General features: G+C 49.7%; 14 protein-coding genes. 9 read left to right on the top strand and 5 right to left on the bottom strand.

What is annotated here, in order from left to right; all coding sequences use genetic code 11:
• The first annotated feature begins 5 nt into the window (after positions 1–5).
• From ACSV5M_RS17250 to ACSV5M_RS17270, 5 genes are all read left to right on the top strand, one after another.
• Positions 6–1,742: an alpha-amylase family glycosyl hydrolase gene (locus ACSV5M_RS17250; protein ID WP_439177665.1), complete on the top strand. Its 1,737-nt coding sequence runs from the start codon at positions 6–8 to the stop codon at positions 1,740–1,742.
• Positions 1,743–1,812: 70 nt separating this feature from the next.
• Positions 1,813–2,982 carry an AAA family ATPase gene (locus ACSV5M_RS17255; protein WP_439177667.1) on the top strand — a complete coding sequence of 390 codons (1,170 nt, stop codon included), beginning with the start codon at positions 1,813–1,815 and terminating at the stop codon, positions 2,980–2,982.
• Positions 2,983–3,082: 100 nt separating this feature from the next.
• Positions 3,083–3,448: an ArsR/SmtB family transcription factor gene (locus ACSV5M_RS17260; protein ID WP_439177668.1), complete on the top strand. Its 366-nt coding sequence runs from the start codon at positions 3,083–3,085 to the stop codon at positions 3,446–3,448.
• A 47-nt stretch (positions 3,449–3,495) separates the two neighbouring features.
• Entirely contained in the window at positions 3,496–4,035 is a 540-nt protein-coding gene (locus ACSV5M_RS17265; protein ID WP_439177669.1) for an SRPBCC family protein, read from the top strand.
• Positions 4,036–4,124: 89 nt separating this feature from the next.
• The gene (locus ACSV5M_RS17270; protein ID WP_439177670.1) at positions 4,125–4,403 is read left to right on the top strand and encodes a hypothetical protein; all 279 of its coding nucleotides are present in this window, start codon (positions 4,125–4,127) and stop codon (positions 4,401–4,403) included.
• Here ACSV5M_RS17270 and ACSV5M_RS17275 read toward each other — a convergent pair.
• Together ACSV5M_RS17275 and ACSV5M_RS17280 are read right to left on the bottom strand one after the other, a co-directional pair.
• Complete coding sequence (locus ACSV5M_RS17275; protein WP_439177672.1) at positions 4,400–5,047, bottom strand: hypothetical protein; 648 nt, start codon at positions 5,045–5,047, stop codon at positions 4,400–4,402. The genes ACSV5M_RS17270 and ACSV5M_RS17275 overlap by 4 nt on opposite strands.
• A gap of 182 nt (positions 5,048–5,229) precedes the next feature.
• Positions 5,230–5,403: a YqaE/Pmp3 family membrane protein gene (locus ACSV5M_RS17280; protein ID WP_087466199.1), complete on the bottom strand. Its 174-nt coding sequence runs from the start codon at positions 5,401–5,403 to the stop codon at positions 5,230–5,232.
• A gap of 162 nt (positions 5,404–5,565) precedes the next feature.
• Here ACSV5M_RS17280 and ACSV5M_RS17285 point away from each other — a divergent pair, with 162 nt between their 5' ends.
• Positions 5,566–6,663, top strand: a complete 1,098-nt coding sequence (locus tag ACSV5M_RS17285) for a DNA topoisomerase IB (protein WP_439177674.1) — start codon at positions 5,566–5,568, stop codon at positions 6,661–6,663.
• A gap of 40 nt (positions 6,664–6,703) precedes the next feature.
• Here ACSV5M_RS17285 and ACSV5M_RS17290 read toward each other — a convergent pair whose 3' ends face one another.
• The 3 genes from ACSV5M_RS17290 to ACSV5M_RS17300 all read right to left on the bottom strand — a co-directional run bounded on the left by ACSV5M_RS17290 (position 6,704) and on the right by ACSV5M_RS17300 (position 10,093).
• Positions 6,704–7,237, bottom strand: a complete 534-nt coding sequence (locus ACSV5M_RS17290; protein ID WP_439177676.1) for a hypothetical protein — start codon at positions 7,235–7,237, stop codon at positions 6,704–6,706.
• Between the two features lie 125 nt (positions 7,238–7,362).
• Entirely contained in the window at positions 7,363–8,247 is an 885-nt protein-coding gene (gene djlA, locus ACSV5M_RS17295) for a co-chaperone DjlA (protein ID WP_439177677.1), read from the bottom strand.
• Positions 8,248–8,272: 25 nt separating this feature from the next.
• Complete coding sequence (locus ACSV5M_RS17300; protein WP_439177678.1) at positions 8,273–10,093, bottom strand: YbhB/YbcL family Raf kinase inhibitor-like protein; 1,821 nt, start codon at positions 10,091–10,093, stop codon at positions 8,273–8,275.
• A 405-nt stretch (positions 10,094–10,498) separates the two neighbouring features.
• Here ACSV5M_RS17300 and ACSV5M_RS17305 point away from each other — a divergent pair, with 405 nt between their 5' ends.
• From ACSV5M_RS17305 to ACSV5M_RS17315, 3 genes are read left to right on the top strand one after another with little or no spacing between them, the layout of a single operon-like run.
• Positions 10,499–11,662, top strand: a complete 1,164-nt coding sequence (locus ACSV5M_RS17305; RefSeq protein ID WP_439177680.1) for a hypothetical protein — start codon at positions 10,499–10,501, stop codon at positions 11,660–11,662.
• A gap of 28 nt (positions 11,663–11,690) precedes the next feature.
• Positions 11,691–12,437: a ferritin-like domain-containing protein gene (locus tag ACSV5M_RS17310; protein WP_439177682.1), complete on the top strand. Its 747-nt coding sequence runs from the start codon at positions 11,691–11,693 to the stop codon at positions 12,435–12,437.
• Between the two features lie 16 nt (positions 12,438–12,453).
• A complete protein-coding gene (locus ACSV5M_RS17315; RefSeq protein WP_439177684.1) occupies positions 12,454–12,897 on the top strand; it encodes a DUF2243 domain-containing protein in 444 nt (147 codons plus the stop codon).
• The last annotated feature ends 156 nt before the right edge of the window (positions 12,898–13,053 follow it).

The raw sequence follows: 13,053 nt of genomic DNA on the forward strand, positions 1-13,053 counted from the left end.
TAGCCATGACCACCACTGCGATGACTGATTTGCTCCGCCGGGTAAAGGAACATCTGGCGTTTATTTATCCTGACCTTGACCCTGAGCGTCTTGCGCAGGAACTCATTCATGTCATGGGAATTGATGAACAATGTCGCAGCCCGCAAGCGCATCGCAACCACTGGGATGAAACCGATGCGGTTTTGATTACCTACGGCGATTCCATTGTTAAACCCGGCGAGCAGCCACTGATCACCCTGAAAGAGTTTCTCGACCGGCGTGTGCGCAACACCATCGGCAGCGTACATATTTTGCCATTCTTTCCTTACAGCTCCGATGATGGATTTTCGGTGATTGATTATCTGACGGTGAATCCGTCGCTCGGTGAGTGGGATGATATCAGCCGCATTGCAGCGGACTATAAACTCATGGCGGACCTGGTGATTAACCATGTATCCAGTCGCGGGCGCTGGTTTGAGAATTTCAAGAAACGCGTTGATCCGGGTAAGGATTATTTTGTAGAGGCTGCTCCTGACCTGGACGTGTCGGCCGTGGTCCGGCCACGCAATACGCCCCTGCTCTACGCTTACGAAACCCTGGATGGTCCGCGCCATATCTGGTGTACATTCAGTGCAGACCAGGTGGATCTGAATTTTAAAAATCCGGCGGTACTGAAGGAGTTTATCAATATAATCCGTCACTACTTACAGTGGGGCGTTAAACTATTTCGCCTTGATGCGGTTGCCTTTTTGTGGAAAGAGCCTGGTACATCGTGTATCCATTTACAGCAAACCCATGAAATTATCAAATTGCTGCGGACCCTCATCGAGCATCACAGTTCTGATGCCGTGATCATCACTGAAACCAATGTACCTAACCGCGAAAACCTCACCTATTTTGGCAATGCCAATGAAGCGCACCTGATTTACAATTTTTCCCTGCCGCCGTTGCTGTTATACACACTGGTGAGCGGAGATTGTCGCCATTTAAAAACCTGGCTGATGAGCATGCCACCCGCGCAAGCGGGCACCACCTATTTAAATTTTATTGCGTCTCACGACGGCGTCGGTTTACGTCCTCTGGACGGGTTGGTCAGCGAGGAGGAACGGCAACGCATGATCGACGCCATGACAGCCGCTGGTGGCAAGGTAACCTATCGGCGCGGGCAGGACGGCAAAGATAATCCTTACGAACTCAACATTGCGTTATACAGCGCCCTTAAAGGTACGCTGCACAATCCCGATGATGGCTGGCAACGCCAGCGGTTTATTTGTGCCCACGCCATTATGTTTGCACTGGAGGGTATCCCGGCCCTTTATATCCACAGTTTGTTCGGGACCGAAAATGATTATCAGCGCGTGGAGCACACCGGCCGTGCCCGCTCCATCAATCGCCATATCTGGCAATACGATGAACTGGAACAAGCGCTGGCCGACAGTAACCGCCATCACCGAGCAGTCTTTGACGAACTGTTAACACTACTGAGAATTCGTCGACAACAATCGGCTTTTCATCCCAACACCACGCAGTTCACCATGCACCTGGGCACCCGTGTATTTGCCTTCTGGCGACAGAGTATTGATCGTCGGCAGAGTGTGTTTTGTCTGTACAACATTACCGACGAGCAACAGGTGATTAACCTGGCGGACATTAATTTAATCGGTACAGATCATTGGGCAGATCTCATCAGCGGCGCAGTCTATGACAACCTCGGCGGCCAGCTGACGCTAGCCCCCTACCAATTCGTGTGGATCTCCAATTAGGCAACTTGACAGCTGCGGTTGTGCTCACGCATCGTGTACAACTTGTCGCCACTGAACAAGAAGCAGGACTATGATCACCACACTGGCTGTTGCAAATTACCGCTCACTCAATGAATTGATTATTCCGCTGGGAAGCTTGAACGTCGTCACGGGTGCCAACGCCAGTGGCAAATCCAATTTGTATCGCGCATTGCGTTTATTGGCCGAAACCGCGCAAGGCGGCGTGGTGCGGGCACTGGCCAAAGAAGGCGGACTCGATTCAACTTTCTGGGCCGGTCCCGAAAAAATCACGCGTCGCATGAGTTCGGGGGAAGTGCCGGTCCAGGGCGGGCCCCGACAACATACCCAACGTTTGCGCCTGGGATTTTCCAGCGATAACTTCAGTTATGCCATTGCCCTGGGCTTACCCATTCCTTCGAGTTCCGCGTTTGCATTTGATCCGGAAATCAAACGCGAAAGTATCTGGGTTGGCGAACAATACCGTCCGGCAAGTGCGTTGGTAGAGCGCGACGGAAGTCTGATTAAGGTGAGGGAAAATCGCGCGTGGGAAGTGATTGCCCAACACACCAATACCTTCGACAGTGTGTTTACACAAATCGCTGATCCGGTTAAAACGCCGGAGGTGATTGCCTTACGGGAAGAGATTCGCAACTGGCGTTTCTATGACCATTTTCGCACCGATGCCGATGCGCCGGCGCGGCAACCGCAAATCGGCACGCGCACACCGGTGCTGCATCACGATGGCCGGGATCTGGCCGCGGCGTTACAAACCATCAGAGAAATTGGCGATGCCAAGGCACTCAACGACGCGATCAATGATGCGTTTCCCGGTGCGCATCTGCAAATCAGTATGCAAGCTGGTAATCGCTTTGGTGTGGCGCTGCAACAGGAAGGTTTATTACGCCCGTTGTCCGCTGCCGAGTTATCGGACGGCACCCTGCGTTACCTGTTGTGGGTTGCCGCATTGCTGACGCCCCGCCCGCCAGCCCTGATGGTGTTAAACGAACCGGAAACCAGCCTGCACCCGGATTTATTACCCGCCCTGGCACGTTTGATAATTCGTGCGTCCGAGCACACGCAAGTGTGGGTGGTATCCCACGCGAGCCGTTTGATTGCCGCACTGGAAAGCGCACCGCAATGCAATGCTATTGCTCTGGAAAAACAGTTGGGATGTACCCGCGTCGTCGGCCAGGGTATGTTCGATGAGCCTGCCTGGACCTGGCCGGATAAAGGTCGTTAATCAGCGTTGTTCTTCTTATTACTCCACTTCAGCAACGGGCACATAAAAATATTAAACCAAAAGGTTGACAATTATTTCGCACGAGAGGAAACTAAACCACATGGTTAACAATACTCAAGCACAACTGGATGCGGTATTTCATGCATTAGCCGACCAGACCCGCCGCGCCATGCTGCAAAGCCTGGCAGCGCAACCGCGCACGGTGAGTGAACTGGCCGAACCTTTTGCCATGTCGCTGGCCGCAGCCTCGAAGCACATCAAAGTGCTCGAACGGGCCGGTCTGGTCCAACGGCGCATCGAAGGCCGCACGCATATCTGCCAATTGGATGCGCGACCTATGCACGGTGGCATGGAATGGATTCGTCATTACGAAATGTTCTGGCATCAACAACTGGATGCTTTGGAGGCAGCATTAAAAGCTGATGACAAAGCGAACCGGAAAAAACGTAAATCTCCCGACTCTTGAAATAGCTCTCAAACAATCCCCAACCGAACTTACCACGGAGGTTCATCATGAACAGTTACGGCGCTCTTGTTGCTCCTGATACTTTACGTATCGAACGTGTCTTACCCGGCCCCATCGAACGCGTATGGGAATATTTGACCGACTCCGACAAGCGCAGCACCTGGCTCGCTGCCGGTATCATGGAGCTAAAAGCAGGCGGCCATGTTGAACACCGTTTTAACAACAATGATTTAACACAGGATGATGACTTGCCTCCACCAAAATATTCCCATTGCCAGGATGAGCAATTATTGTTGGGCGAGATTACCGCCTGTAAGCCACCACATCTGTTGAGTTATATCTGGAATAAAGGCTCCAGCGAAGAATCTGAAGTGTGCTTTGAACTGACCACAAAAGGAAAGGACGTTGCTCTCACCCTGACTCACCGCCGCCTGAATTCACGCGCTGAAACACTCAGCGTAGCGGCAGGCTGGCATGCGCATCTGGATATTTTGATTGCTCAACTCAATGACGCGGTTCCACCGGGTTTCTGGCGCAACCACACGCGGCTGGAAACAGAGTATGACCAGCGTTTAGCGAACGTGTAATATTTGAGTTGCTGAAAGAAAAATGCCAGGCAGAACATTTCAGTCTGCCTGGCATCCACATAAGAGGAATCCCGGATGAGGCGCCTCTTATGCAAATTCTCGCATTGTTATTGCTAACTTGTGTCACCTTAGTCGCTGCGATTTATACCCACTATCGCATCCCCTATCACACTACCAGTACCAGGAATCGCTGGTTTACTCATCTGTTGCTGATTGTTGTCGGCCTTGCGTTCGGCTGGGTGAACAGTCAGCGATATATACTCAGTGGTATTGAAGAGGTACTGGCGTTCATGAGTGCCTTTGGCATTATCCATATTCCCGCTGCCGGCATTTTGTTTATCAAGCGGCAGCAGAAAAAACAGAACTAATGCGCTCTCTTTCTTATTAAAAGGCCTAGCAAACCAAGCAATAAAAGCAGAAAAGGTGCAGGCGCCGGAACAGCAACCAGATCGTCTATTTCAAATGTCAGATGGTCAAAATTAATCGCCGCTGTCGTGGCATCACCACCCACGATCACGCTCCATACATCATTCAGACTAATATTAATTTCAAAAGTCTCGCCCAAGGGAACTCCCTGACCTGCACCACCTTGACCAATGATATTGCCTTCATAATCAAAGGCGGCCCAAATAGCCGATAGCCCTGGAGGATATTCGTTATTAGCCAGGAGACTGACATTCGAGACGGCTTGATTAAAGGTCATTTTAAACCCGCCATAATCAGGCCCCTCCCCGAAAACAAAAAACGCATGATTGCCAAAGGTTAAATTGCCCGTTGGCGCTACGTAATTCGGGTCTCCCAATGCACCATTGTCATCGGCAAAAATTGATCCGACATCTGAACCAGGAAAGCCGGGAGAAACCACGTTTAAAGTAACGTAGGGTGAAACATTGGTGAGGTTAGCTCCCGCCGCGTAATCATCGGGCTCAACCGTGATCAATATGGCATTTGCCAGCGGAGCAAGTGCACACAACAGCAGAATCGTTAAAAAATTAGTAAACGGCTTTGGCATCAGGGAACTCCTTTAAATCACTCGTTTTAATTCTATACTTCTGAATTTATACTTCTGCAATAAATGCACCAGCCGCGAGTATATGTGCGAAATCAACAGCTTTCTAAGGGATTTACCATTCCTTGGGCCATTCATTGTAAATTTTGTCGACTCGGTTATAGATTGGCGTGCCAAGGCATCCGCTAATGTTTAAAAATAACGTACAGCGCGTGGATAATACCGGGAATAAAACCGAGCAAGGTCAACAAAATATTCAGCCAGAAATGGCCTTTGAAACCCACCTCCATAAATACGCCAAGCGGCGGCAGGATAATGGCCAGGATTATTTTTATCGGGTCTGTCGCTGTAAGTGGCATGGTGAACTCCTCTTGATTAAATACCTTGATAGCTCACGCTAATTCGATGCCTCTTATACGTCTGTGCGACCTCACACATGATCTGCCACAGCGGTGACTTTCGCTGAATCTCTTTTGCCCGGACAAGTCAAATTTCGCATACCGATAACCGGCGAAACGGCAATGTTGAACCTGACAGAAGACATCAGAATATCGACCAAAAAAATTAAAGCAGTGTTGCATGACCCTAAAAAAAGCGCACAGGCTATCAAGCTGATTTACGTCCATGACAAACAACCGGGTATCAGCAGGCTTAAACAAGGCGATAGTTTTTGTTATTACCTGAACAAGAAAAAACTGCGCGATAAGGCCACGTTGGAACGCATCAGAAAATTGGCGATCCCCCCGGCGTGGGAGTGCGTGTGGATCTGTCACCGTGAAGACGGTCATCTTCAAGCAACGGGTATCGATGCGCGGCAGCGTAAACAATATAAATATCACAGCCTGTGGAACAACTTTCGTAACCACACCAAGTTCTATCGCCTGTATGAATTCGGCCAGGCTATCCCCACTATTCGCCAGCGGTTGGAGAAGGATCTTGCAAAATCGGGGCTGCCAGTTGAGAAAGTGCTGGCCACCGTTGTGTATCTGATGGAGCAGACGAGCATCCGCATCGGCAACAGTGCCTATGAAAAATTATATGGCTCCTTTGGCCTCACAACCCTGAAAGATCAGCATGTGAAGATCAATGGCGACAAGATGCAATTTATCTTCAAGGGAAAAAAAGGTATCGCACACAATATCAGCCTCAAGAGCAAGCGGTTGGCCAAGATAGTAAAGCAGTGCCGTGATATCCCGGGGAAAGAATTGTTCCAATATTACGATCACGACGGGACGCACAAAGCCATCGATTCGGGTATGGTTAATGATTATCTAAAAGCGATTACCGGCCAGGATTTTACAGCGAAAGATTTTCGTACCTGGGTAGGCACCATACAAGCAATCAATGCATTCAGAGAGATCGACGCGGCAGACACCAAAACCCAGATCAAGAAAAATATTGTTCGCGTGCTGGATACCGTAGCCGAACATCTGGGTAATACGCGAACGGTATGCAAAAAGTATTATGTCCATCCGATTGTCATTGAGTTATACGAACGGCAAACACTGCATGATTATCTTGAGAAGGACGATATTATCCACACCTTCGAAGGTGCTCAGCGTCTCAATGGAGAAGAAAAGTTACTGCTCCATATCCTTGAGCAGGAAGATCTGGTGTAGCAAAAGGAACGGGTATCGTAAACAGGGAACTGGACGGTCTTTACAAACTGCTGACGGTTTTTACCTGAAGTTTATTAAATTCTTGTTTGGCTTCCCTGAGTTGCTCCACACTATGGGCGTGAACCGCCACGATATACTTTCCTTTACGCAATGCGGACTGCGATACGCTAACGTAGGGCATATGGTCAGGGCGGAGGGTCACCAAACCACCAAACATCATCCCGATGACAATCCCGAAAGCAATAGTGATAATCACCGTTGTAGCGGCGTTGGCAACCACAAAAGGAATGCCCATTGCCCATAAAATCAGAAATAATACCAAACCTGCTCCACCGCCAATTAATCCCAGCCACACATGCGCCTGGATCATGGTGCGCCAGATGCCCTTATCTTCCGGCTCCAGTTCCCATCCGGGGTGGCGATCATTCGGGCCTACGACAAAGAGTTGATTAATTTGCAAACTGGTGGACTTGCGTAAAATATCGACTGCACGTTTAGCGCTGAATTCGTCCTGAAAAATAGCGGCAACCTTGTGATCGAAATGCTCACCGGAAATATGGGTATCGACCTTCATGATGTACTCCAATACAAAGGGTATATGTCTATCTTGACCAAGTGTATCAGGGGAGGTTTCTTTGCCCGATGATATTTGTTACATCCATCACTGATTCAGTGATCACTTTTTCGCTCCGGTTCTGTTCAGCTGGCTTTCTCTTTCTTGATGCAGTCATAGGCGGATTGAATGTATTTAAAGCGTTCGGTTAAAGCCTTGATCATGAAGGGCGGCAAACCCTGCCCGATCAATTTATCCGGGTGGAATTGGCTGGCGAGTTTTTGGTAGGCTTTGCGAACTTCGGTATCACTGGCTGTCGGTGTCAAACCAAGGGCATCGTACGCGCAGTGGGATTGCTCCTGCTCAGTAGCGAAGCCTTTATAACGTTTTTTGCCGCGCGCCCAATCCTCGCCGGCTCTCGTGGTTTCTTCCCTCGTTGTCTCTCGATAGGCGCGCTGCGCATCTTCCTCCGCTCTGCCATCCACTTGCGCTTCACTGAAACGCTCTTGAGAAGAGAGCATCTTCAATAACTGCTCAAAGGTAATATTGGAATAACCTAACGCACGCGCAACCTCCTGCACCGCCGTGATCTCTTTGGACACCAGCAGGCCATCCACCCGCGCCAGACTCACCAGATAAACCAACAGAATCTGCGTCAGGTTAGTACTTTTACGTGATAATCCCTGGAAATCCTGTAGCGCCTCGTCGATATGGAAATCGGGCGAAGCCCCCTGGCGGAATAATTGGATCGCCTGCTGACGCTGCGCAGCATTTAAGTGCATTTTTTCCATGAAGGTTTCTGTGCGCTTGATTTCCTTCTCATTCACCGGCGCATCCCGACGGGCCACGTAACCCAGCAGACGAAACACGGTGGAAAAAAAGACGTGCTCGACTGCATTAAAGCCTGAGGTTTTTTCACCTTTATCAAACTGACCGCTGAAAAAGAATCCGAGCTTGTTACCCGTCACACCCATGACGATAAAATATATGGCCACCAGGCCAATCAGCACCGCCATCACCTGTAGCAACATAGTACTCCTTCAACGGTTAATAGTTTTATCGAGCAAAGGTGCCCATAATAAAGCCGGTTCCCAACACGTGCCCTTCCATAGCCGCGATAAGTTGGTCGCGCGTTAAACCAAATTCAACATCCAATTGTTTATCCAGCGCGAAAATCTGGAAATAATAACGGTGTGCAGGATCACCTGTCGGTGGTCTGGGCCCGAAATAACCCAGGGAGCCGCGCTCATTTTTTCCCTGCAAAGCGCCTTCCGGCAACGCCAGTTGCGGTAGAGGTGGCACACCTTCCTCAAGATGCGTGACATCACCGGGAATGTTGTATAGCAGCCAGTGAATAAACGGCGGATTTACCGGTGCATCCGGATCCTCCATGATTACTACATAACTTTGGGTGCCCTCGGGGCCCGCTTGCCAACGCAGAGGGGGCGAGATATTTTCCCCCACCGCCGAAAATTTTTCGGGCAACGGATTGCCGTCCATAAATGCCTTCGACTCCACAGGAATCGATGCTCCCGCGTTTACAAGATCCATAGTTAATCCTCCGCTATTATCACCGTCCGGCGCAGGTGAGTCGGCGTTGACAACCCGCACCTGCGTATTCCAGGAATTGGTGGGTGGTCCAACAAAATGTTTTCCTTTACGTCCGGTGTAGGCAATCCGATAAATTACGCCATTTGTGTCATCAGCCACCAGCAAAGCACCATCCTGTGCCTGGGCAATGCCTGCAAGCCGGCCGCGGTGTACCCATTGGCCGCGCTCATATCCGAGGAAACCTTGCGCAAAGGCTTCAAAGCCAACCGGCTTGCCACCGTCAAAACGAATGCGCGCCACTTCATAACCGGATGGCGGTTTACGATTCCATGAGCCGCGCATCGCAATAAATGCATCTCCGCGATAATTTTCCGGAAATTGTGCAGCAGTGTAAAAAGTCATTTGCATGGGAGCAGCATGTGGTGTGTAAAAGCCAATCGGTTCCACACTGCCTGCTGCCCACTCCGCCAGTGTAATATCACCCGGCGGTTCATCTTGCGGATTAAATTTGCTATCACCATAGATGTACGGCCAACCGTAGCGCTTGCCTTTGACGATATGATTCAATTCTTCGTATTGCTCGTTATCCCCCAGCCAATCTATCCCATGATCCATGCCATATAGCTCACCGGTTTGCGGCTCAAAGCCAAAGCCAATGGTGTTGCGCAAACCCGAAGCGAAGATCGTACGGCTTGAACCGTCGGGTTCCATTTGCAGGAGGGTGGCACTTTCCGGATTCGTTTCGTCGCAGGCATTACAGGTGGAGCCCACCGACACGTAAACTTTTCCGTCAGGCCCCACAACCAGAGTGCGGTTCGGGTGCTGTCCGCCGTCAGGTAAGTCATCAACGATATGGTCCAGCGGAGCAAAACTGCCATCGGGTTGGATAGCGGTACGGTAAATATCATTTACTGTGGCGAGATAAACATCAGTACCCTTGATGGCAATACCGTGCATATCTGGGCGGTTGGCGACAACGCGCTGCTCATCCGCGTTGCCGTCACCATCTGTGTCACGCAACATGATTACATCACCAACGGAACGGCGCGTCACGTAGATGTCGCCGTTCTGCGCTACCGCCATCATACGCGGATTGATTAAATCGCTCGCAAATACACTGACCTCGAAGCCCCGTGGCACACGAATTTTATGCAGATTGTTATTTACTTCGACTTGCTTCGGTTCCAGTACATGCCCAATAACCGTTACGTCTGCTGCCTCAGGATTTTCCAATTGCTGCGACACTGGCTTAAAAGCTTGTGCACTATTGATGATAGAAAAATTAATGCATCCGATAGCGCATAGATATAAAACCCGGTTCATCATCCTCACTCCCGTCTTAGCGGTACAACATCAAGAAAATGTATTACACGATTGTGTCTTGCGCGCGATCAACATTGCACTGCAAAGCCTGTGCCTGTCGTTAAATTGCATTGTGCTGCACCTAACGAAGCGACAATATGGCACCTACTTTTTAATAACCGGAAAAAATAAAACGTTTGCGGTTGCGCTTGTTGCAGGACGTATTTTTTATTCTGTAATTCTTACAGGCGCCTTGTAAAAAACTAGGAATAAATTATCGGAATTGGCGCATAGGCTATCAAAAGGAACGGTAGATTTATGGGTATAAGGTGCTTTCGTTGTGGTATAGCGATTGCAATGAGCAATTTCCCACCGAGTGACTTTCTCTCAAGTGACTTTCTCTTAATAGAAATTTTCGAGGACCACTGCATGAGTATCAAATTATTTGACAACCGTGGAACACCCCTGGATCGCCAGAAATTTACCTGGCGAGAATTAGCCATTAAACCTCTGAGCAAATTGGACGACGATGCATTTACCCGCGTACGGGTGATACTGATGAATGGTATTGAACAGCAGGTGAATCGCTTTCAACATATGTGCGGACAATTCAACGGACAACTCCGCCTGCCATTGGCAGAAATTCGCCGCGTTGAACATCACCAGCAAACCATGATCAACTGGCTGATCGGTTCAGATCACTCTCCGCTGGAAACCACCATAGGTTACGAGCAAGTCGCTATCGAAGTGACAGCCGCCATCGCCCAACAGGAACCGGACGAATACCTGGCGCAAACTTACCGCTACGGTTTATTGGAAGATTTTGATCATATGTATCGCTACTCGGCACTGATGGATCGTGTGGAGGGGAAAGACGCCAATAATATTTTGCAGAGTTACACCGATATCTTACCCGGACGACCCACCATTGATGAGCACCGCGCACCGGAGGACGACCTGCGTGACCACTACGATCACAAAGCAACGTTTCCCGTATCAAAGCTCAATGCCCTGACCATTTTTTCCGGTGAATATCAGACGCGTGACTACTATATGAATATCGGACCCACCTTCAGCGATCCGGTAGCGCGCGCATTGTATGCGGAAATTGCTTCTATTGAAGAACAGCACGTTACCCAGTACGGATCTATCATTGATCCCAACGAAACCTGGCTGGAAAAATGGTTGCTGTACGAAGCGAATGAAGTTTACAACTACTACAGTTGCGTTGCGTCTGAGACCAATCCGCGCATCAAGGCTATCTGGGAACGTTTTCTTGACTATGAGCTGGGCCATTTACATATCGTGACCGAACTCTTTAAAAAATACGAGCGGCGCGACCCTGCTGAAGTACTTCCTGATGCCCTGCCTGATCCTATTGCGTTTGAAAGCCAACGGGATTTTGTACGCCAGGTACTCACTGAAGAAATCAACCTGCGCTCCGTCGGCCCTAATTACGTTGATAAGAGCCAGGAAAGCCAGAAGTCTAAAAACTACCGCGACCACATGAACTCCACCGGCTCGCCATCAGAGATGGTAGCGGAACAATACCGTTGGCAACCCGGCACTGAACTGAGCAAAAAAATCGCCTGATAATCTTTCACATTAAGAGGATTTTTTTATGGACCCGAATACCAAGATGGGCAGCAATAAAACTGGCATCGACATGTCTCCCATACTCAGCAAGCAAATGATTGAAGGCAGCAAAAAACTTCAACTCGACGGGGAAGATGGTTATACCAACCTGACATTACTGGAACAATTTTATCTTGATAATGACGATCCCCTCGGCTCTGTGCCCATGCCAGGCAGCGTCAAAGGTGTGGTGAAATCCGCCGCCAAGATGCTTACCGGACATCATCCCGAAGTCTTTCTCAACAAATTAGGCGAACGCCTGGCCTTTGAGCGAAGCGGCGTCAGGATTTATGAACAGCTGATCCTGAAATGTGAGCATATGGCGGCAAACGCCATGGATGGACTGAAATTACCTATCGAAAAATTGCAGGAATTTCATGATCAGGAAGCGGAGCATTTTTACCTGCTGGTGGAGTGTATGGAAACCCTTGGTGGAGACCCGACGGCGCAAACACCGGACGCGGATGCCTCCGGCGTAGCGGCATCCGGATTGATGAAAGTGATCATGGATCCACGCACATCAATCAGTCAAAGCCTGGAAGCCATGTTATCGATTGAATTAACGGACAACGCAGCCTGGGAGTTACTGATTAAACTCGCTGAAGACATGGGACTGGAGGAAATGGCGGACAAATTTCGTCATGCCTTGCAGCAGGAAAACCTGCATCTGGAGCAGGTAAAGCAATGGTATGAAGAAAGCGTACGTTCGCAAGGCACTATGCGTTTGTCCTAGGGACGGAATCAATAACATGCGCAATACTTCGCGTTCGCGCTGGGGCGGTGTTCTCATCGGTATAGGTTTGATGACCGCCGTCGATGAAATTATCTTTCACCAGCTATTGGGGTGGCATCATTTTTACGATGGTGCTACTCCCGCCCTAGGCTTACTTTCTGATGGACTCCTGCATGCCGGTGAAATCATCGCCTTGGTGAGCGGATTTTTTGTGCTATTGGAATTGCGTCACCAACGCGCGTTACATGTTACTTTCGCCTGGGCTGGTGGATTTTTGGGTGCTGGAGGTTTTCAGTTATTCGATGGAACTATAAACCATAAGCTCCTGCGCTTGCATCAGATTCGTTATGATGTGCCCCTGCTGCCCTACGACATTTTCTGGAATCTCTCCGCGGTAATATTGATCCTGATCGGCTTGTGGCTACTAAGTCGTGCGCGCAAGCCCATCTTGAAAGTTTGATTTTCCACCATGCACGCAGCTGAAACCCACACATTAATTACTTCAATCTCCTGGCTGCTGCTATCGTTGGTTACGCTTCTTTACTACCTGGCCGCACGTCGCCATCGCTCAATCCGTTTTTTGCGGCGCCTGCCGTTATTTGTTGCCGGTTCCGCG

The sequence above is a fragment of the Cellvibrio sp. ARAG 10.3 genome, from assembly GCF_051846955.1.
Lineage (GTDB): Bacteria > Pseudomonadota > Gammaproteobacteria > Pseudomonadales > Cellvibrionaceae > Cellvibrio.

Excerpts from the sequence above, each read along its gene's own strand:
- ACSV5M_RS17275 (WP_439177672.1), bottom strand. The coding sequence starts at position 5,047 with ATGCCAAAGCCGTTTACTAATTTTTTAACGATTCTGCTGTTGTGTGCA.
- ACSV5M_RS17270 (WP_439177670.1), top strand. The coding sequence starts at position 4,125 with ATGCAAATTCTCGCATTGTTATTGCTAACTTGTGTCACCTTAGTCGCT.
- ACSV5M_RS17305 (WP_439177680.1), top strand. The coding sequence starts at position 10,499 with ATGAGTATCAAATTATTTGACAACCGTGGAACACCCCTGGATCGCCAG.
- ACSV5M_RS17285 (WP_439177674.1), top strand. The coding sequence starts at position 5,566 with ATGTTGAACCTGACAGAAGACATCAGAATATCGACCAAAAAAATTAAA.
- ACSV5M_RS17310 (WP_439177682.1), top strand. The coding sequence starts at position 11,691 with ATGGACCCGAATACCAAGATGGGCAGCAATAAAACTGGCATCGACATG.
- ACSV5M_RS17265 (WP_439177669.1), top strand. The coding sequence starts at position 3,496 with ATGAACAGTTACGGCGCTCTTGTTGCTCCTGATACTTTACGTATCGAA.
- ACSV5M_RS17300 (WP_439177678.1), bottom strand. The coding sequence starts at position 10,093 with ATGATGAACCGGGTTTTATATCTATGCGCTATCGGATGCATTAATTTT.
- ACSV5M_RS17250 (WP_439177665.1), top strand. The coding sequence starts at position 6 with ATGACCACCACTGCGATGACTGATTTGCTCCGCCGGGTAAAGGAACAT.
- ACSV5M_RS17315 (WP_439177684.1), top strand. The coding sequence starts at position 12,454 with ATGCGCAATACTTCGCGTTCGCGCTGGGGCGGTGTTCTCATCGGTATA.
- ACSV5M_RS17280 (WP_087466199.1), bottom strand. The coding sequence starts at position 5,403 with ATGCCACTTACAGCGACAGACCCGATAAAAATAATCCTGGCCATTATC.
- ACSV5M_RS17260 (WP_439177668.1), top strand. The coding sequence starts at position 3,083 with ATGGTTAACAATACTCAAGCACAACTGGATGCGGTATTTCATGCATTA.
- ACSV5M_RS17290 (WP_439177676.1), bottom strand. The coding sequence starts at position 7,237 with ATGAAGGTCGATACCCATATTTCCGGTGAGCATTTCGATCACAAGGTT.
- ACSV5M_RS17255 (WP_439177667.1), top strand. The coding sequence starts at position 1,813 with ATGATCACCACACTGGCTGTTGCAAATTACCGCTCACTCAATGAATTG.
- djlA (WP_439177677.1), bottom strand. The coding sequence starts at position 8,247 with ATGTTGCTACAGGTGATGGCGGTGCTGATTGGCCTGGTGGCCATATAT.